Annotated in this window: 12 protein-coding genes; 7 read left to right on the top strand and 5 right to left on the bottom strand. The window is 66.1% G+C overall.

The features are described from left to right. Positions 1-66: 66 nt before the first annotated feature. Positions 67-1,413, bottom strand: a complete 1,347-nt coding sequence (locus VGC77_RS08750) for an outer membrane protein (protein WP_331171179.1) — start codon at positions 1,411-1,413, stop codon at positions 67-69. 386 nt (positions 1,414-1,799) lie between these two features. On the opposite strand from VGC77_RS08750, the gene VGC77_RS08745 reads away from it, so the two are divergent. From VGC77_RS08745 to VGC77_RS08735, 3 genes are all read left to right on the top strand, one after another. Continuing rightward, positions 1,800-4,478 (top strand): ligase-associated DNA damage response DEXH box helicase, encoded by a 2,679-nt coding sequence (locus VGC77_RS08745; RefSeq protein ID WP_331171178.1) that lies wholly within the window; start codon positions 1,800-1,802, stop codon positions 4,476-4,478. Continuing rightward, complete coding sequence (gene pdeM / locus VGC77_RS08740; protein ID WP_331171177.1) at positions 4,475-5,140, top strand: ligase-associated DNA damage response endonuclease PdeM; 666 nt, start codon at positions 4,475-4,477, stop codon at positions 5,138-5,140. Before VGC77_RS08745 ends, pdeM begins: the two co-directional genes overlap by 4 nt. Before the next feature lie 76 nt (positions 5,141-5,216). Continuing rightward, positions 5,217-6,515, top strand: a complete 1,299-nt coding sequence (locus VGC77_RS08735; RefSeq protein WP_414709628.1) for an NRAMP family divalent metal transporter — start codon at positions 5,217-5,219, stop codon at positions 6,513-6,515. Between the two features lie 379 nt (positions 6,516-6,894). Here the strand turns inward: VGC77_RS08735 and VGC77_RS08730 are convergent, their stop codons facing one another. The 3 genes from VGC77_RS08730 to VGC77_RS08720 all read right to left on the bottom strand — a co-directional run bounded on the left by VGC77_RS08730 (position 6,895) and on the right by VGC77_RS08720 (position 9,424). Continuing rightward, positions 6,895-7,680 (bottom strand): TIGR02186 family protein, encoded by a 786-nt coding sequence (locus VGC77_RS08730; RefSeq protein WP_331171176.1) that lies wholly within the window; start codon positions 7,678-7,680, stop codon positions 6,895-6,897. Further along, positions 7,677-8,603, bottom strand: a complete 927-nt coding sequence (locus VGC77_RS08725) for a sulfite exporter TauE/SafE family protein (protein WP_331171175.1) — start codon at positions 8,601-8,603, stop codon at positions 7,677-7,679. The genes VGC77_RS08730 and VGC77_RS08725 overlap by 4 nt, the downstream gene beginning before the upstream one ends. 257 nt (positions 8,604-8,860) lie before the next feature. After that, complete coding sequence (locus VGC77_RS08720) at positions 8,861-9,424, bottom strand: TetR/AcrR family transcriptional regulator (RefSeq protein ID WP_331171174.1); 564 nt, start codon at positions 9,422-9,424, stop codon at positions 8,861-8,863. Between the two features lie 146 nt (positions 9,425-9,570). Here VGC77_RS08720 and VGC77_RS08715 point away from each other — a divergent pair, with 146 nt between their 5' ends. Further along, positions 9,571-10,227, top strand: coding sequence for a glutathione S-transferase (locus tag VGC77_RS08715; RefSeq protein WP_331171193.1), 657 nt, complete (start codon positions 9,571-9,573; stop codon positions 10,225-10,227). Between the two features lie 12 nt (positions 10,228-10,239). On the opposite strand, the gene VGC77_RS08710 is transcribed toward VGC77_RS08715, so the two are convergent. Continuing rightward, positions 10,240-13,527, bottom strand: a complete 3,288-nt coding sequence (locus VGC77_RS08710; RefSeq protein ID WP_331171173.1) for a hypothetical protein — start codon at positions 13,525-13,527, stop codon at positions 10,240-10,242. Between the two features lie 330 nt (positions 13,528-13,857). Between VGC77_RS08710 and VGC77_RS08705 the strand changes: the two genes are divergently transcribed. From VGC77_RS08705 to VGC77_RS08695, 3 genes are all read left to right on the top strand, one after another. Then, positions 13,858-15,648, top strand: a complete 1,791-nt coding sequence (locus VGC77_RS08705) for an acyl-CoA dehydrogenase C-terminal domain-containing protein (RefSeq protein WP_331171172.1) — start codon at positions 13,858-13,860, stop codon at positions 15,646-15,648. A gap of 286 nt (positions 15,649-15,934) precedes the next feature. Further along, positions 15,935-17,143, top strand: coding sequence for an acetyl-CoA C-acetyltransferase (locus VGC77_RS08700; RefSeq protein WP_331171171.1), 1,209 nt, complete (start codon positions 15,935-15,937; stop codon positions 17,141-17,143). A gap of 196 nt (positions 17,144-17,339) precedes the next feature. Then, a complete protein-coding gene (locus tag VGC77_RS08695) occupies positions 17,340-19,556 on the top strand; it encodes a 3-hydroxyacyl-CoA dehydrogenase NAD-binding domain-containing protein (RefSeq protein ID WP_331171170.1) in 2,217 nt (738 codons plus the stop codon). Positions 19,557-19,701 lie beyond the last annotated feature (145 nt).

Genomic DNA, 19,701 nt, shown 5'->3' with positions numbered 1-19,701 from the left:
CAATGCTCCACAAACAAAAACCCCGGCCGCGAAGGCCGGGGTTTTGCTGGTCAGCAGATGCTGCGATCAGTACTTCGCGACCACCGGCGTATTGAAGTGATAGTTGATGCCGGTGCGGAAGATATGTTCGGTGACCTTGGTGGTGTTGACGCCAACGGCGAAGTTGCTGTCGGTCGAGCCGAGGTCGACATAGAGATATTCGGTCTTCGAGGTCCAGTTCGGACCGACCAAACCGAGCAGGGTGAACGGGGTTTCTATGCCGGCGCCCGCGGTCCAGCCGCTTGCGGTCTTCGAGAGTTTCTCGCTGCCGAGCGGCGAGGCGATGGTGGTCTCGACCTTGCCGTAAGCGTAACCGCCGGTGCCGTAGAACAGCGTCGAGCCGACCGAATAGCCGAGCCGGCCGCGCACGGTGCCGAACCAGGGCAGCTTGGCGTCGTAGGCCACGGCGCCCAGCAACACCGCGGTGTCGTTGTCACGCTGGGTCGAACCCTGGAAATCGGCCTCTAAGCCGTACACCCAGTTCGAGGCCTGCCAGTTGTAGCCGATCTGGCCACCGCCAGCGAAGCCATCCGGGGCGAGGTTGAACTGTTCGGTCACGCCGAACACGGTGGCGGTGGTGCGGTCGCGCGCGGTGGCGCTGCCGAAATTGCCGCCGAGATAAAAGCCGGTCCAGTTCGCGGCCGGCGCCGGCACGTAGACGCTGTTGCCGCCGATGCGATAGTTCAGACCGACCCGGAAGATGTTCTCCCGCACGTTGGTCTGCAGGGTCTGCGGGCCGAGGAAGGCAAAGGAATCGGTCTTGTTGCCGAGATCGAGATAGAGGTATTCGATCTTGCCGGTCCAGTTGCCGCCCAGCGCGGCTTCGACGCCGCTACCGATGGTCCAGCCGGTCAGGGTCCGCTTGCCGCTGTCGAATGCGGTGAAGCCGCCCTCAGTGACCGTGGTCCTGACGTCGCCGACGGCAAAACCGCCGGTGAAATAGTTCAGCACCGGGCCGCGGGCGATACCGACGCGGCCGCGCGCGGTGGCGAACCAGTCGAGCTTCTGGCTGTAATTCACCGGCCCGAACAGGGTGGTGCGGTTGTCGCTGAGATCGGCGCCCTGGAAGTCGCCTTCGAGACCGATCACCAACGGCCCGAACACCGAGTTGGTCTGGTAGTTGTAGCCGATCTGGCCACCGCCGAGCGCGCCGAGCGACTGCAGATAGGTGGTCGTGGTGGCGCCGGGCAGCAGATTCTGGATGGCGCGGTCGCGACCGAGGCCGGCGCCGGCGTTGACGCCGATATAGAAGCCGGTCCAGTCGTACACCTGAACGATCGGCGCCTTGTAATACGGGGCCTTGGTGGCCAGGTCGGCTGCTTGGGCGCTAACGGCCGTTCCGATAAGCGCGACGCCGGCGAGAATACGTTTCATGGTCCACCCCAAATTGAATTGAAGCCGGACCCTAGCGGAGTGGCCCGGCGATGTCTGTGCCCGGACAGCCACACCGATCGGCAATTCGACATAAGGGCCTGATCAGGCGCGCGGATTTGGATCGCTCAACGGCCGAATCGGGCTTGCGCAGGGCCGACTCGGCGGCGGCGGCACCGGGCGCGGCTCCCGCGGGCCGCGAATCACCAAGAAATTCAACCTTATCGTTCGGTCCGCCGCCGGGCGCGCGCCACTCGACCTCCCCTTCGCCAATGCCTAGAGTTCCGGTTTTGATAGAATCACAATCGTGGCTCTAGATTCTTATTTTGACGCGTTTTCTTCACGCGAACCGGGATCCACTTCGCTCGAAAACGCTATAGCTTGCAAAGGTGCCGCCCGATGACCCCGTTTCCCTCGATGCGCTGCCCGAGCGTTTCCAGCAATGGTTCGCGGCGCGCGGCTGGTCGCCGCGCGAGCATCAATTGGCGCTGCTGGCGAAAGCACGCACCGACCGCTCGGCGCTATTGATCGCGCCGACCGGCGCCGGCAAGACGCTGGCGGGATTTTTGCCGACGCTGGTGGAATTGAGCGGCGATGCGCCGCGCGGGGCGCCCTTCCCCTCTCCCCTTGTGGGAGAGGGTGGCGAGAATGCGCGAAGCGCGTTCGCGCCGGATGAGGGGTCGACGCAGAACGAAGCGCATCAACCCCTCACCCGCCTGCGCTCCGCGCAGGCACCCTCCCCCACAAGGGGAGAGGGAAGCAAGGGAAGAGGCCTGCACACCCTCTACATCTCGCCGTTGAAGGCGCTGGCGGTCGATATCGCGCGTAACCTGGAGGCGCCGATCGCGCAGATGAACCTGCCGATCAAGGTCGAAACCCGCACCGGCGATACCCCGGTGTCGCGCCGCGCCCGGCAGCGCCGCTATCCGCCCGACATTCTGTTGACCACGCCGGAGCAACTGGCGCTGCTCCTCGCCTCCGACGACGCGCCGTTTCTGTTCGGATCGCTCACGCGCATCGTGCTCGACGAATTGCACGCGCTGGTGACCTCGAAGCGCGGCGATCTGTTGTCGCTTGGCCTCGCGCGGCTGTGGCGGATCGCGCCGCAGCTCCGCGCCATCGGGCTGTCGGCGACGGTGGCCGAGCCGGAGCAATTGGCCCGCTTCCTGGTGCCGCAGCCGCTTGGTGACTCGGCAGCGGCCGACATCGTCACCGCCGGCGGCGCCGCGCAGCCGATCGTCGAAATGCTCGACTCGAAGGAGCGGCTGCCCTGGGCCGGGCACTCGGCCCGCCACGCGCTCGGCGAGATCTACGACCTGATCAGGCGCAACACCACCACGCTGGTGTTCGTCAACACCCGCAGCCAGGCCGAAATGCTGTTCCAGGAACTCTGGCGCATGAACGACGACAATCTGGCGATCGCGCTGCATCACGGCTCGCTCGACGTCGCGCAGCGCCGCAAGGTCGAAGACGCGATGTCGGCGGGGAAATTGCGCGGCGTGGTCTGCACCTCGTCGCTCGATCTCGGCGTCGACTGGGGCGACGTCGATCTCGTGATCAATGTCGGCGCGCCGAAGGGCTCGTCGCGACTGATGCAGCGGATCGGCCGCGCCAATCACCGCCTCAACGAGGCCTCGCGCGCGGTGCTGGTGCCGGCCAACCGCTTCGAAGTGTTGGAATGTCGCGTCGCGATCGACGCGGTGGCCGAGAACGCGCAGGACACCCCGCCGCTGCGCACCGGCGCGCTCGACGTGCTGGCGCAGCACGTGCTCGGCTGCGCCTGCGGCGAGCCGTTTGCCGCCGGCGATCTTTATGCGGAAGTGCGCAGCGCCGCGCCCTATGCCGATCTTGCCCGCGCCGATTTCGACGACACCGTCGATTTCGTCGCCACCGGCGGCTACGCGCTGAAGAGCTACGAGCGTTTCGCCCGCATCAAACAGGACAACGCCGGCAAATGGCGCGTCACCAATCCGCGGGTGCGGCAGATGTATCGGCTGAACATCGGCACCATCGTCGAGGACACCATGCTGAAAGTGAAGCTGGTGCGCTCCTCGCGCGGCGGGGCGGGCCACACCGGCGCGCTCGGCCGCGGCGGAAGGATGCTCGGCCAGATCGAGGAATACTTCATCGAGCAATTGCTGGTCGGCGACACCTTCGTGTTCGGCGGCGAGGTGGTGCGTTACGAGGCGCTGGTCGAGGACGTGGCCTATGTCTCGCGCGCCCACGACAAGGATGCCCGCGTCCCCTCCTACATGGGCGGCAAGTTTCCGCTCTCCACCTATCTCGCCGAACGGGTGCGCAAGCTACTCGACGACAAGCGCGCCTGGACCGCGCTGCCCGACCAGGTGCACGACTGGCTGTCGCTGCAGGCCTCGCTGTCGCTGGTGCCGGGTGTACGCGAATTGGTGGTGGAGACCTTTCCGCGCGCGGGCAAGCATTATCTGGTGTGCTACCCGTTCGAAGGCCGCCTCGCGCATCAGACGCTCGGCATGTTGCTGACCCGCCGCTTGGAACGCAGTCGCGCGAAACCGCTCGGCTTCGTCGCCAATGAATACGCGCTGGCGGTGTGGTGCCTCGGCGACCTGTCGCAGATGGTGCGGCAGGGCCGGCTCGACCTCGATGCGCTGTTCGATCCCGACATGCTGGGCGACGACCTCGAAGCCTGGCTTGCGGAATCCGCGCTGATGAAACGCACCTTCCGCAGCTGCGCGGTGATCTCCGGGCTGATCCCGCGGCGCTTCACCGGCGAGGAGAAATCCAAACGCCAGGTGCTGTTCTCCACCGATCTCGTCTACGACGTGCTGCGCAAGCACCAGCCGGATCATCTGTTGCTGCGCGCCGCCCGCGCCGACGCCGCCACCGGGCTGCTCGATATCCGGCGGCTCAGTGATATGCTGGGCCGAATCAAGGGCCGCATCGTCCACAAGGAACTCGAGCGGGTGTCGCCGCTGGCGGTGCCGGTGATGCTGGAAATCGGCCGCGAGGCGGTGTACGGCGAGGCCTCCGACGAGTTGCTGGCCGAAGCCGCCGAGGATCTGGTGCGCGAGGCAATGGGCGAGACATCATGACCACGCTGCATCTCAACGGCGCCGCGATGCTCGCCGACCTCTCCGGTGCGTTGTACTGGGCCGACGAGCGGCTGCTGGTGGTCTCCGACCTGCACCTGGAAAAAGGCTCGAGTTTCGCGATGCGCGGCGTGATGCTGCCACCTTACGACACCCTCGCCACGCTCGGCCGGCTCGGGGCGGTGATCGCGCGCTACGATCCAAAGCTGGTGGTGGCGCTCGGCGACAGTTTTCATGATCGCGACGCGCATGACCGTTTGTCGGCAGCCAATCGCGACATCCTCGGCGCGCTGCAGGCCCGCCGCGACTGGATCTGGATCGCCGGCAATCACGACCCGGCTCTGCCGAGCGGTCTCGGCGGCCTCGTCGCCAGCGAGGTCGCGATCGGGTCGATCGTGTTCCGCCACGAGCCGACCGGCATCGAAGGCGAAATCGCCGGCCATCTGCATCCCAAGGCGCGGGTCTCCGCGCGCGGCCGGGCGATGGAGCGGCGCTGTTTTGCCAGCGACGGCCGGCGGCTGGTGATGCCGGCGTTCGGCGCCTACACCGGCGGCCTCAATATCCGCCATGAGGCCTTCGCGAAGATCTTCACCCCGTTGGGCTTCGTCGCACATCTCATCGGCGACCGCCGGTTGCACGCCATCGCGGCGTCGCGCTGTTGCTGATCACCCAGTTCCTGGCTCGGAACCTTCGGTGCCGCCGCACGTTCGTTTTCGATTCAGCGGGAGGTGACGCGTGGCTGTGGAAACCGAAGCCGATCTGAAAGTCCAACATCGCGAGACGTTTCGGTTCCGCAACTTCTTCAAGACGCTTGGGCCCGGCCTGATCACCGGGGCATCGGACGACGACCCCTCCGGCATCGGCACCTACAGCCAGGCCGGCGCGCAGCTCGGCTACGGCATCGGCTGGACCATGCTGCTGACGTTTCCGCTGATGGTGGCGATCCAGGAGATTTCCGCGCGGGTCGGCCGCGTCACCGGGCGCGGCATCGCCGGCAATGTCTGCCGCTACTACTCGTCGAAGATGCTGGGCGTGGTGGTGACGCTATTGTTCGTCGCCAACACCATCAACATCGCCGCCGATCTCGGCGCCATGGCCGACGCCACCAAGCTATTGATCGGCGGCCCCGGCATCGCCTATGTGGTCGGCTTCGGCGTGATCTCGGTCGCCGCGCAGATCTTCTTTGACTATAAGCGCTACGTTTCGGTGCTGAAATGGCTGACGCTGTGTCTGTTCGCCTATGTCGGCGCGCTGGCGGTGGCCCACGTGTCGTGGGGCGAGGCGTTGACCGGCATCCTGATTCCGAAGATGACCTGGAGCGGCGACTATCTCACCACCATCGTCGCGATTCTCGGCACCACGATCTCGCCCTATCTGTTCTTCTGGCAGGCCTCGCAGGAAGCCGAAGAAGAACGCATCGATCCGGACAAGAAGCCGCTGATCAAGACGCCGGGCGACGCCCGCAGCGAATTCCAAAGGATCCGCGCCGACACCATCATCGGCATGGCGTTCTCCAATCTGATCGCGCTGTCGATCATCGTCACCGCAGCGGCGACGCTGCACGCCACCGGCAAGACCGACATCCAGACCTCGGCGGAGGCCGCCGAAGCGCTGAAGCCGATCGCCGGCGCGTTCGCCGAAGCGATCTTCGCGCTCGGCATCGTCGGCACCGGGCTGTTGGCGATCCCAGTGCTGGCGGGATCCGCCGCCTATGCGATCGGCGAAGGCCGGCGTTGGCCGGTCGGGCTGGCGCGCAAGCCGAAGGAAGCGGTGGCGTTCTACAGCGTGCTGGCGCTGGCCGGCGTTGTCGGCATCGCGCTGAATTTCACCCCGATCAACCCGATCTCGGCGCTGTATTGGAGCGCAGTGATCAACGGCGTGCTGGCGGTGCCGGTGATGGTGCTGTTGATGCTGATGGCGCGGCGCAAGGAAGTGATGCGGCGCTTCGTGGTCCGCGGTGCGCTGTACTGGCTGGGCTGGCTCTCCACCGCGGCGATGACGCTCAGCGTGGCGGCGATGGGCATTGGGTATTTTATCTAAGTCTCCACAAGTACCACGTCATCCTGAGGTGCCAGGCGTAGCGCAAAGCGCGAAGCCGGGCCTCGAAGGATAGGCCAGCGGCACGTATATCCGCATCCTTCGAGGCTCGCCCAAGTGGGCTCGCGCCTCAGAGTCTGACTCAAAAAGCGATCAATGAAATCAGGCATTCAACCCGTCATTGCGAGGAGCTCTTGCGACGAAGCAATCCAGGGCCGCGCATGGAGCCCCTGGATTGCTTCGCTTCTCAGTCGGCGCTGCGCGCCGCCCTCGGCTCGCAATGACAAAGCCCCCTGATTTTGCTCGCTGCTTTTTCGGTCAGACACTCAGGATGACGACTTCGAGTCTGGAGATCGTTTGGTGTTCATGTCTGGCGGAGATCTCAATCCCGCCGGAACACCACCGAGGCCATCCAGCCGGTCATCAGCGCCATCAGCGCGGTGACCAGGCCGTAGGCCAGGCCGTTCTGTCGCGCGGTGGAGGCGACGAATTGCTCGAAGCCGACCTTGACGATCTCGAACGAGGTCTCGGTCTTGGTGACCAGCGCGCCGTCGGCGAACACCTTGATATCGACGTCGTAGGACCCGATCGGCACTTCCGCGGGCAGCGGAATGCCGGTGCGAAACAGGGTCGGCGTCAAGAACATCACCGCCGCGTTTTCCTCGCGGTACAGGCCGTGCTCCGTGCGCAGCCGCACGAAGGCGCTGCGGAACGCATCGTTCGGCACCACGTCGGCGAAATCCGTGCCGACCCGCTGCGTCAGCAGGATGTTGGTGAGCCCGAGCTGTTGGCGCCGCAGCACCTCCGGCGCCGCGATCGCCTCCAGCGGCCTGTTGGCGAACACCGCCAGATAGCTCGGCACCATCAGGAACTGGCGGGAGTCGGCGTTGACCCAGATCCCCAATTTGCGCTCCTTGCGCCGCGTCACCATGTCGGCCGGCGGGCCGCGCACCGTCACCACCAGGTCGTAGACCGCGCGGTCGGCGGGCGTATCGACGTCCTTCTCGATGGAGCCGAACAGCACCAGTTCGCCGCCGGAATAATTCGGCGTCACGGTGATGCGGGAGTTGGAAATCGAAACGATCAACTGTTCGGCGCGCGCGGGACCGACCGCCGCCGCGCCGAGCAGCAGGCAAAGCCCGAGCAACGCCGCGCGCCTCCGCGTCATGCGCCGCTCCCGGTTTCGCGGATGGTGAACAGATCCTGCGGCTGGATCCCGAGCTCGATCGCAAAGCGCACCCCGACCGCCAGGATCAACAGCCCGAGCAATAGCCGCAATTGTTCGCCGCGGATGCGCTGGCCGGCGCGCGCGCCGAACTGCGCGCCGGTGACGCCGCCGATCATCAGGATCAGCGCCAGCACCGCATCGACCTGATGATTGGTGACGGCGTGCAGCACGGTGGCGATCAGCATGGTGAACAGCGTCAGCACCATCGAGGTGCCGATCACCGTCGAGGTCGGCACCCGCAACAGGTAGATCAGGATCGGCACCAGGATGAAGCCGCCGCCCACCCCCATCACCGCGCCGATGAATCCGATCACCAGCCCGATCGCCACCACCGGGATCACCGACAGATACATCTTGGAGCGCTTGAACCGCATCTTCAGCGGCAGCGCGTGGATCCAGTTGCGGCTGCCGGAGCGTTTTGGCACCACGGTCTGACCGTGGCGCGTCCGCAGGATGGCACGAAAACCTTCCCACACCATCAGCCCGCCGACCGCGGTCAGCAGCACGACGTAGGACAGCGCTATCACCAGGTCGAGCTGGCCGAGCGCGCGCATCAAGGTGAAGAACCAGACCCCGAGTGCGGTGCCGATCAGCCCGCCGCACAGCAGCACCATGGCCAGCGCCGGATCGATGGCGCGGCGGCGCCAGTAGGACAGCGCGCCGGATAGCGACGACGCCGCCATGTGGCTGGTCACCGAGGCGACCGCGACGGCGGGCGCGATGCCGATGAAGATCAGGAGCGGCGTCATCAGGAAGCCGCCGCCGATGCCGAACATGCCGGAGACGAATCCCACCGCGGCGCCCATCGCCAGGATGAGCAGAACGTTGACCGGGATGTCGGCGATCGGAAGGTAAAGCTGCACGCGGGTTCGCTTCGGACAGGGAGGTTGACGCGACTATTCGCTGCGTCTTTGCATATCCGAAATCACCCTCGGCGGGATTAAAGAATGCGCGACCAGCCGGGTTTTTCAGCCCCGCCTGACACGCATTGGTCAAGTTGGTGAATGATTCAGATTAACGCGCGCTCGGCCGCTGCCGGCTTGGCTGCGGCCAGGCCGTGGCGCGATCTGACTTCGGACGAACTCGTCAAACGATCGTCACGTACCAAGCGGCTCGCGCACTACGCCGGCAGCAGACCCGCGGCGCGATAGCTGTCGACGATGGCGTCGTAGAGCGAAATATCCGAACGGCTCCGCGCCATCAGCTGGGCACCGGCAATGGCGGCGAAGATCGCACGCGCACGCCGCTCGCTCTCCTGCGGAGCGACGATCGCCGCAGCCGAGAGAACCTTGCCGAGCCACACCACATTGACGTCGGCAAAGGTCCGGACCTCTTTCCTGACCGCGTCCGGCAGGTCGTCGGACTCGGCGGCCATGAAGCTGCACAGGCAGATGCGGTTGTCGCTCGCGAGCGCCTTGCGAAACGTCTCGGGATATTGGTGGAGCGCGCTGGCCGGATCGGACGATTCGGCCAGCAAGGCCTCGAGGCCGGCCGCTGTGTCCTGCCAATAACGCTTTGCCACCGCAGCGCCGAGATCGGCCTTGCTCGGAAAGTGATGATAGATGCTCGCCGCCTTGATACCGACCTCGGCCGCAAGATCGCGAAAATTCAGCCCGTTATAGCCGTGCGCCTGTGCGGTGCGTCGGGCTGCCGCCAAAATGGCTTCCTTGGAATTCGAACTCATGTCCAGCCCAGCCTCAGCTTGTCTACCAAGTGATAGATAGGCGTTGACTTCAGAATTCAGAAGCCTAATTTGCCTACCAAGCGGCAGGTAGGAGAGCAGGCATGAGCGCCGACATCATCGCTATTGATGCAATTGAAGCGGCTGGGATGACGATTCACGATTGGCCGACCGGACCCTATCCGGCGCGGGTCCGGATCGCCCTGGCCGAAAAGAACCTGCAGTCGCGGGTGCGGTTCGTGACGGTTGATCTTTACAAGGGTGAGCACAAGAAGCCCGATTTCCTTGCCAAGAATTACTCGGGCACGCTGCCGGTGCTTGAACTCGACGACGGGACGTTTCTTGCCGAGTGCACGGCCATTACTGAATATCTTGACGTCCTCGATGGCCCGGCCACGCTGACCGGGACGACGCCGCGTGAGAAGGGCGTGATCCACATGATGAGCAAGCGCGCCGAACTGGAGTTGCTCGACGCCATCAGCGTGTATTTCCACCACGCCACACCGGGGCTGGGACCCGACGTCGAGATCTATCAGAACGCCGAGTGGGGATTGCGTCAGCGCGACAAGGCCGTCAAGGGTATGCACTATTTTGACGCCATGCTGCAGCGGCAGCCATTCGTCGCCGGCGCCGCGTTCTCGATGGCCGACATCACGGTGATCGGCGGCCTGATCTTTGCCGGGCTGGTGAAACTGCAGGTCCCCGCTGAATGCACGGCGCTGCAGGCCTGGTACGCAAGGATGCAGGAGCGTCCCAGCGTCAGGAACCGGGTGACGATGTCTGCGCCGGCCGAAGCGTCGGCCTGAATCGCCGGGTGACTATCGCGCCGCGCGCTTGCCCGGCGCCGCGGGTTTGGCGGCGGCCCCGCCCGCGCCGTCCCAGCCGCCGGGTGGGGTGGCGACGTTGATCGCGTCGTCCGGCTGCGGCTCCGGCGTGAAGGTCTGGATTGCCAGCTTGGCGGCCGACAGCGATTGCGGATCGAGCCGTTTGGCGACGTCGTCGCGCTTGTGGCCGGCGTCGGCGTCGCCCTGCGCGGCGGCAAGGCTGAACCATTTGTAGGACTCGGCGAGGTTCTGCTCGACGCCGATGCCGCGCGCATAAAGAATGCCGAGGTTGAACTGGCTGTCGGCGACGCCGCGCTCGGCGGCCTTGCGGAACCATTGCGACGCGCTCTTGTAGTTGGCGCCCTGCGAGCCGCCATCGGCTTCCAGCACCGCTAGATTGTGCATCGCCTTGGCGTTGCCGCGCTCCGCCGCAAGGATGTAGTAGCGTCGCGCGGCGCCGAGATCGCGCTTCACGCTGAGGCCCTTTTCGTAGAGCGTGCCGATCCGGAAGATCGCCGGCACGATGCCGGCCTGCGCGGCGCGCTCATACCATTTGGCGGCCTCGTCGAGATTCACCGGCACAGTTTTGCCTTCGGCGTAACGCACGCCGATCTCGTAAGCCGCCGCGGCATCGCCCCGCAACGCCGCGGTGCGCAGCTGCGGTCCGCCGATCGTGTCGGGCAGTTTCTCGTTGGCCGGGATCGCGACCTGCGACGCCGGGCGGCCGCTCGGCGGCGGCGTCGGGATTGCCGGTGGCGGAGTCGGGATGGTGCCGGTGACGTCGGCATCCGCGGTATGGCTGTCGCCCGGCCTGGCGGGCGCCGGACCGAACAGCGATTGCCGGTCGATCGGGGTCGGCGAGGTCATCGACGGGTTGGCCGGCGACGCCGCCCCCGGCGTGGCTTCGCTGTTGCTGGGCGGCGGCAACGGCGCGGGCTCCGCGCTTTCGATCGCCGCGGGTTGCGACGGGCCGCCGTCGAGCAGCGTCATCGCCATCTTGAAGGTGCCGAGCACGATCACCACCACGCTGGCGCCGACCAGCAGCGAACGAATCTTCGCGCCGAGCGTCGAGCCGCCCTCGCCCGGTGTTGCGGCGCCTGCGGCGGCGGGTTTGGTCGCGGGCTTCGCAGCCGGCTTGGATTTGCCGGCGGATTTCGACTTCTCGGTCGCCTGGCTCGCCGCAGCAGCAGCCTGCGCGGCGCGGCGCGCCGCGGCGATGAAATTCGACGAGCTGGTCTGTTCGCGCGACCCTGCCGGAATGTCGCTGATCGCGCTCTCGGAGGCGGCGATCCGCTCCGACGGCGAGCTGCGGCCCTGCGGCCGGGTGCCGGGCTCCAGCGGATGATCCGGCGGCAGCTCGGGATTGATCGGCAGCCGCGGCGCGGCGCGCGCCTTGTCGGCCACAGCGGTTGCGTCGCGCGCCGGCGTCGGACTGAGGATGTCTTTGATGGTCTTTGCGGCGGGCGGCGGCGCCGGCTCGGGCGGGTTTGCGGCGGCGGCGAAGCTGCGGGGCGCGGCATCGAAATGCACGGCGGCGGGATTGGGCAATTCCGGCCGCGGCAGCACCACCACCGCGGGCGCCGCCTGCGGCGCGGCGGGCGGTTGAACGACCGGCTTGGGGGTGGCCGGCTGCAGCGGCGCGGCGACCGGCTGCGGCGCGGCGCGCGCGCTGCGCAGATCGCCTTCGATCATCGCCAGCCGGTCGACCACATGGCCGAGGGTATTGTGCACGGCTTCCAGCGAATCCTGGGTGTGGCGATCGGCTTCCGACTGGGTGAAGCGCAGATCGGAGATTTCGCGCTTCAGGGTATCGACCAGGCCGTCGTCGGCCGGCGTGGTGCGGCTCACCGCGGTCAGCGCGGCAAAGTTGTCCTGCTGGCGTTCCAGCTGGCGCAACACGTCCTGCAGGCCCTCTTCGACCCGGCCGAGATTGGGCGCACGAGCGTCGGCGGAGGCTTCGAGCCGCTCCAAGAGATAGGTCACCCGCTGCTCGAGATGCGCGAAGGTGGCAGCGCCGTCATTGCCGACGGGGAGATGATCCAGCCGATCGGACAGCGCCAGCAGCGCGGTTTCCAGTTGCGCCGAGGGATCGCTCTGCACCGGGCGTTCGCGATTCTCCAGCGTCACCGTCAGCGCGGCGATGCGCTGCTCGAGCGCCGCGAAGGAATCGCTGTGGTTGTCGGCGCGGGCGAGCTGGTCGACCTTGGACGACAGCGTCTGCACGTCCTCCGCGAGCCGCGCCAGCGCTTCGTTGGAAGCGACGTTGGAGACGATGGCGCGCAGCGCTGCGATCGCGCCTTCGAGCTGCTGCAACGTCGAGGGATCGCCGCTCGAGCGCACGATCATGTCGATCTTGCCGCCAAGATTGCGGATTGCCTCGTCGAAGCCAGCGAGCTGTTCGGCCGGGGTCAAAGAGCGCAGCACGTCGCGGATTTCTTCCAGCGCGCGTTCGACGCCGGCCAGCGCGCTGCCGTCGATGCCGCTGTGCCGGCTGTCGTCGATGCGCTGCGCCAGCGAGCGGATCTCGCTTTCCAGCGATTCGATGGCGCGGCGCGGCATCGCCTCGGTGATGGTCTGGCGGATCTCGGCGAGTTCGTTGCGGAAGGCCGCGATCGACTGCTCGATCGCATCGGGCCGGGTCAACGCGTCGATCTGCGTGGTAATCTTGTGCAGCTGGCGCTCCAGCCCGGAGATGTCCGGCCCGGCCGGCGCGGCCGGCATCGCCGGCGCGATCGGCGGCGCGGCGCGGCGCGGCATGATCTGGTTGGCGGCGGCGTCGAGTTCGCTCTGCCGCGCAGCGATCTCGGCGATCGCGGAATCCAGCGACCCCGGGGCCAATGGAGGCGATGAGCGGTAAACGTCGGCGGCGGCGCGCTCGACACGGTCGAGTTGCGGTTGTTGCGGCTCCGGGCTCCGGGTGGCGGGCCCGGCGGTGATCTGCGACAAGCGGGCGTCGAGCCGCGAGATGGCGTCGTTGAGCTGCCGCGCCACGCCGGGTTCGCCGCGGCCCGCGGGCCGCGAAATCTGTTCGATCTGCCGGGTGATGGAGTCCAGCCGCTGATGGATCTCGGCGACCTCCTGGGCATCTTTCTCGGCCAAGGCCGGCGATGGCGGCCGCGCCGGCTGCGACGGATCCTGGGGCCGAAGCTGTGGCGGAACGTCGCCGACCTGGGCGCTGATCCAGTCGCCAAGCGAGAGGCCCGCGCGGCGCGCGGCGGCCTCAGCCCGTTCGCGCACTGACGGTTCGATCCCCTCGACACTCCACGATACGCGCGAATTCATGCTCTTGTCCGCTTCCGGCACCGGCGCGACCCGCGCCTCCGCAGCCCTCCCCGCGCGTCCCATGACGAGACAATTCAATCGACGCGGGTCGTCTGCCCCTCGCGGCGACTTTTTCGTGTTAGGGTAAAGAACGAGTTAAAGAGCCGGTTTCGGCGGCAGGAAAGTTAGTAGTGGGTTCAAAATACCGTCCCGCGGAACGTCACCGCCTTGCTGCGCACCAAACGGTTCCAAAGCCGCGCCGGGGACAGGTCAGCCATCTGTATTTCGATTGCTGCGCCGCATAATTTTCCCTAAACGAAGCGCACCAAAGGCCCCACCCGAGAGGACCAGATGCCCAGCTACAAAGCCCCGCTCGAAGACGTTGGTTTCCTTCTGAACGACGTGTTTCAGATCGATCGCTACGACAATCTGGCGGGATTCAGCGATGCATCGGCCGACGTCCGCGACGCCATCCTGTCGGAAGCCGCCAAGCTCAGCGAGCAGGTGCTGCAGCCGCTGAACCGGATCGGCGACAAGGAAGGCTGCACCCGTCACGACGACGGCAGCGTCACCGCGCCGACCGGCTTCAAGGAAGCCTACAAGCAGGTCTCCGAGGGCGGCTGGCTCGGGCTGTCGGCGCCGGAGCAATATGGCGGCCAGGGCCTGCCCTCGACGCTGTCGCATGCCGTCGCGGAATTCATGACGTCCGCCAATATGGCGTTTTCGATGTATCACGGCCTCACCATGGGGGCGACCGCGGCGCTCCTGGTGCATGGCCGGCCCGAACAGAAAGCGATCTTCGTGCCGAAGATGGTGACCGGCGAATGGACCGGCACCATGAACCTGACCGAGCCGCAATGCGGCACCGACCTCGGGCTGTTGCGCACCAAGGCCACCCGGCAGGCCGACGGCAGCTTCAAGATCACCGGCACCAAGATCTTCATCTCCGCCGGCGAACACGATCTGTCGGAGAACATCATCCATCTGGTGCTGGCGCGGATCGACGGCGCGCCGGCCGGGATCAAGGGCGTCTCGCTGTTCGTGGTGCCGAAGATCCTGGTCAATGCCGACGGCTCGCTCGGCGGGCGCAACGGCGTCAGCTGCGGCGCGATCGAGCACAAGATGGGCATTCACGGCAATGCCACCTGCGTGATGAATTATGACGACGCCACCGGCTGGCTGATCGGCGAAGAGAACAAGGGCATGCAGGGCATGTTCGTGATGATGAACGAGGCGAGGCTCGGCGTCGCGGTGCAGGGCCTCGCGCAATCCGAAGTGGCGTATCAGAACGCGGTGATCTACGCTCAGGAGCGACTGCAGGGCCGCGCGCTGACCGGCGCCAAGGCCACCGACAAGCCGGCCGACCCGATCATCGTGCATCCCGACATCCGCCGCACGCTGCTCAGCATCCGCGCCTTCAACGAGGCGGCGCGCGCCATGGTGGTGTGGACCGCGCTGAAGGGCGACGTCGCGCACCGCTCGGAGGACGCCAAGGAGCGCCAGGCCGCCGACGATCATATGGGGCTGATGACCCCGGTGCTGAAGGGCGTGTTGACCGACGTCGGCTTTGCCAATGCGGTGTCGGCGCAGCAGGTCTGGGGCGGCCACGGCTACATCGCCGACAACGGCATGGAGCAATTCGTCCGCGACGCCCGCATCGCGATGATCTACGAGGGCGCCAACGGCATTCAGGCGCTCGACCTGGTCGGCCGCAAGCTGCCGCGCGACGGCGGCCGCGCGGTGATGGCGTTTTTCGCCGAGGTGGCCGTCTTCGCCAAGCAGCACGGCGCCGACGCGGCGATGCAGCCGTTTGTCGCGCCCTTGTCGCGCGCGCTCGGCGATCTGCAGAAGGCCACCACCTGGCTGATGATGAACGCGATGGCGCAGCCCGACAATGCCGGCGCCGGCGCCACCGATTACATGAAACTGTTCGGCCTGGTCGGCTTCGGCTACATGTGGGCCAAGATGATCAAAGTGGCACAGGACAAGATTGCCCAGAGCGGCGCGACGCCCTATCTGACATCCAAGCTGGTCACCGGCCGGTTCTTCGTGGAGCGGATGCTGCCGGAAACCGCGCTGCATCTGACCCGGATCGAAAGCGGCTGCGCCACCATCATGGAACTGCCCGCGGAGGCGTTCTGATCGCGTCGCGCTAAGACGTCCTGCTCCGCATTTTCGAGAGTTGCTGATGCAACAAGTTGCGACCGAACGCGCGTTACGGGCACGGCCTTCACCTCTCCCCGCAAGCGGGGCGAGGGTTCGGTTGCCGCAGCGCCTCGATCAACTTCGACACCCGGCCAGCGCAACGCACGACCGACCCCGGTCGGCCTTAGGGCCGCTGCCGAGCTCGCGATGACAGTGACTTGAGTTCAGTGAATTGCAATTGGTCGGGCTCGCCCGGAGCCACGACCGAAACGGGAGAAAACCGATGCCCGAGGCATTTATCTACGATCACGTTCGCACCCCCCGCGGCCGCGGCAAGCCGGACGGCGCGCTGCATGAGGTGACCGCGCTGGCGCTCGCCACCGTGCCGCTGCAGGCGCTGAAGGAACGCAACAACCTGCCCGCCGACACCGTCGACGACGTGATCCTCGGCGTGGTCGATCCGGTTGGCGAAGCCGGCTCCGACATCGCGCGGTTCGCGGCGCTCAATGCTGGCTTGGGGCAATCGGTACCGGGCGTGCAGATCAGCCGGTTCTGCGCCTCGGGTCTCGACGCGGTGAACTTTGCCGCGGCGCAGGTCATGAGCGGCCAGCACGAGCTGGTGATCGGCGGCGGCGCCGAATCGATGAGCCGGGTCGGCATCGGCGCCTCCGGCGGCGCCTGGCCGATGGACCCGTCGATGGCGATCCCGTCCTACTTCATGCCGCAGGGCGTCTCGGCCGATTTGATAGCCACCAAATACGGGTTCTCCCGCGACGACGTCGATGCCTATGCGGTGCAGAGCCAGCAGCGCGCCGCGAAATCCTGGGACGAAGGCCGCTTCAACAAGTCGGTGGTGCCGGTCAAGGACATCAACGGCCTCACCATCCTAGCCAAGGACGAGCACATGCGTCCCTCGACCACGATGCAGTCGCTCGGGCAATTGCAGGCCTCGTTCGCGCAGGTCGGTGTGATGGGCGGCTTCGACGCGGTGGCGATCCAGTCGCATCCGGAAATCGAGAAGATCAACTACGTGCACCATGCCGGCAATTCGTCGGGCATCGTCGACGGCGCCGGCGCGGTGCTCGTCGGCAGCAAGGACGCCGGCGCCAAATACGGCCTCAAGGCCCGCGCCAAGATCCGCGCCTTCGTCAATATCGGCTCGGAGCCGGCGATGATGCTGACCGGCCCGGTCGACGTCACCAACAAGCTGTTCGCGCGCTCCGGCATGACCAAGGCCGACATCGACCTGTTCGAACTCAACGAAGCCTTCGCCTCGGTGGTGCTGCGCTACATCCAGGCGTTCGAGATCGACAACGACAAGATCAACGTCAACGGCGGCGCGATCGCGCTCGGCCATCCGCTCGGCGCCACCGGCGCGATGATTCTCGGCACCGTGCTCGACGAATTGGAGCGCACCGACAAGGCGACCGCGCTGGTGACGCTGTGCATCGGCGGCGGCATGGGCACCGCGACCATCATCGAGCGGGTGTGAGGCTGCATTCGTAGGGTGGGCAAAGCGAAGCGTGCCCACCATTCGCCATCGAGAATTTGCCGGTGGGCACGGCGCCAAGCGGCGCCTTTGCCCACCCTACGACTCTACGACTCAGAGCCCCCCTCCCCGCAAGGGAGAGGAAACAAGAAACAACCGCCGCGCCGCAACGGCCGCAGGCATCGAAGGAGCTGATCACATGGCCTTCAAGAATTTCAAGATCGAGACCGACGCCGACGGCATCGCGCTAGTGACCTGGGACAGTCCCGGCCGTTCGATGAACGTGCTGGACGTCACCAGCATCGAAGAGCTCGGCGCCATCGTCGAACAGACCACCGCCGACGCCGCAGTCAAGGGCGTGGTGATCACCTCCGGCAAGGAAGCGTTCTGCGCTGGCGCCGACCTGTCGATGCTGGAAGGCCTAAACAAGACCTTCGCCGAGCTGCGCAAGTCCAAGGGTGAGGAAGCCGCGCAAAAAATGCTGTTCGACGAGAGCCGCAAGCTGTCGCAGATCCTGCGCAAGCTCGAGACCTCGGGCAAGCCGTGGGTCGCGGCGATCAACGGTCTGGCGCTCGGCGGCGGTTTCGAGGTGACGCTGGCCTGCCATCATCGCGTCGCCGCCGACAATCCGAAGACCAAGCTCGGCCTGCCCGAGATCAAGGTCGGCCTGTTCCCGGGCGGCGGCGGCACCCAGCGACTGCCGCGCATCCTGCAGCCGGCCGACGCCATGCAGATGCTGCTGAAGGGCGATCAGATCAATCTCGCCAAGGCGAAAGCCTCGAAGATCGTCGACGCCGTCGTGCCGGCGGCGGAGTTGATCCAGGCCGCCAAAAACTGGATCAAGGGCGGCGGCAAGGCGGTGGCGCCGTGGGACGAGAAGGGCTTCAAGCTGCCCGGCGGCCCGGTGTTCTCCAAGCAGGGGATGATGATCTTCCCGGCCGGCAATGCGATCTATCGCCGCGAGACCTTCGACAACTATCCGGCCGCCCGCGCCATCATGAGCTGCGCCTATGAGGGGCTGCTGCTGCCGATCGACGCCGCATTGCGCGTGGAGTCGCGCTACTTCGCCCACATCCTGCAGAGCAAGGAAGCAGCTGCCATGATCCGCAGCCTGTTCCTGTCGATGCAGGAATTGAACAAGGGCGCGCGGCGGCCACAGCACGTGCCGCCGACCAAGGTCAAGAAGCTCGCCATCATCGGCGCCGGCTTCATGGGCGCCAGCGTCGGCTACGTCTCCGCGAAGGGCGGCATCGAGGTGGTGCTGATCGACCGCGACCAGGAGAGCGCCGACAAGGGCAAGGCGCATTGCAAGAGCGTGATCGACGGGTTGGTCGCCAAGGGCCGCGCCAAGGAGGCCGACCGCGACGCCATCCTCGGCCGCATCACCGCGACGCCGGACTATAATGCGATCAAGGACTGCGACCTCGTCATCGAGGCGGTGTTCGAGGATCGGAAAGTGAAGGCCGAGACCTACGCCAAGGCGCAGCCGCTGTTGAAAGACGGCGCGATCTTCGCCTCCAACACCTCGACGCTGCCGATCAATTCGCTGGCCGAGGAGTTCAAGGACCAGTCGAAATTCATCGGCATCCATTTCTTCTCGCCGGTCGAGAAGATGATGCTGGTGGAAATCATCGTCGGCAAGAACACCGGCGACGTCGCACTCGCCACCGCGCTCGACTACGTCCGCCAGATCGGCAAGACCCCGATCGTGGTCAACGACAGTCGCGGCTTCTTCGCCAACCGCTGCGTGCTGCGTTTCACCGCCGAGGGCCTGGAAATGCTGATGGAAGGCATCCCGCCGGCGATGATTGAGAATGTCGCCAAGATGGCCGGCATGCCGGTCGGCCCGCTGTCGCTGGCCGACGAAGTGGCGCTCGACCTGGTGCTGAAGATCATGAAGGCCACCGAGGCCGATCTAGGCAGCCAGGCGGTCGACCAGCAGCAGAAGAAGCTGATGATCGAAATCGTCGAGAAGCAGGGCCGGTTCGGCCGCAAGAACGCCAAGGGGTTTTACGACTATCCAGAGAAGGGCAAGGGCCAGAAGAGCCTGTGGCAGGGCATTGCCGGCCTGCAGCCCAAGCAGCTCGATCCGGATACGATCGACATCGAGGAGCTGAAGCAGCGCTTTCTCGTGGTGCAGGCGGTGGAAGCGGCGCGCACCGTCGAGGATCACGTCATCACCGACCCGCGGGAGGCCGACGTCGGCTCGATCCTCGGCTTCGGTTTCGCGCCGTTCACCGGCGGCACGCTGAGCTATATCGACTTCATGGGGACGAAAGAGTTCGTGGCGCTATGCCACAAGCTCGAGGGCAAATACGGCTCCCGCTTCACCCCGCCGAAGCTCCTGGAAGACATGGCAAAGACCGGCGAGACCTTCTACGGCCGTTTCCCGCCGAAGAAACTGGCGGCGGCGTAAGCAAGGACTGAGCCGACTATATCAGGCACGGCCTCACCTCTCCCCGCTCGCGGGGAGAGGTCGGATCGTCGCGAAGCGATGATCCGGGTGAGGGGGCATTTCACCGAGGGCGGCCTTGTTGAAACGCCCCCTCACCCCACCCCTC

It is taken from the genome of Rhodopseudomonas sp., from assembly GCF_036404135.1.
Lineage (GTDB): Bacteria > Pseudomonadota > Alphaproteobacteria > Rhizobiales > Xanthobacteraceae > Rhodopseudomonas_A.
Note: the sequence above shows the minus strand (reverse complement) of the source record. Positions and strands in the feature narration are given on the sequence as shown.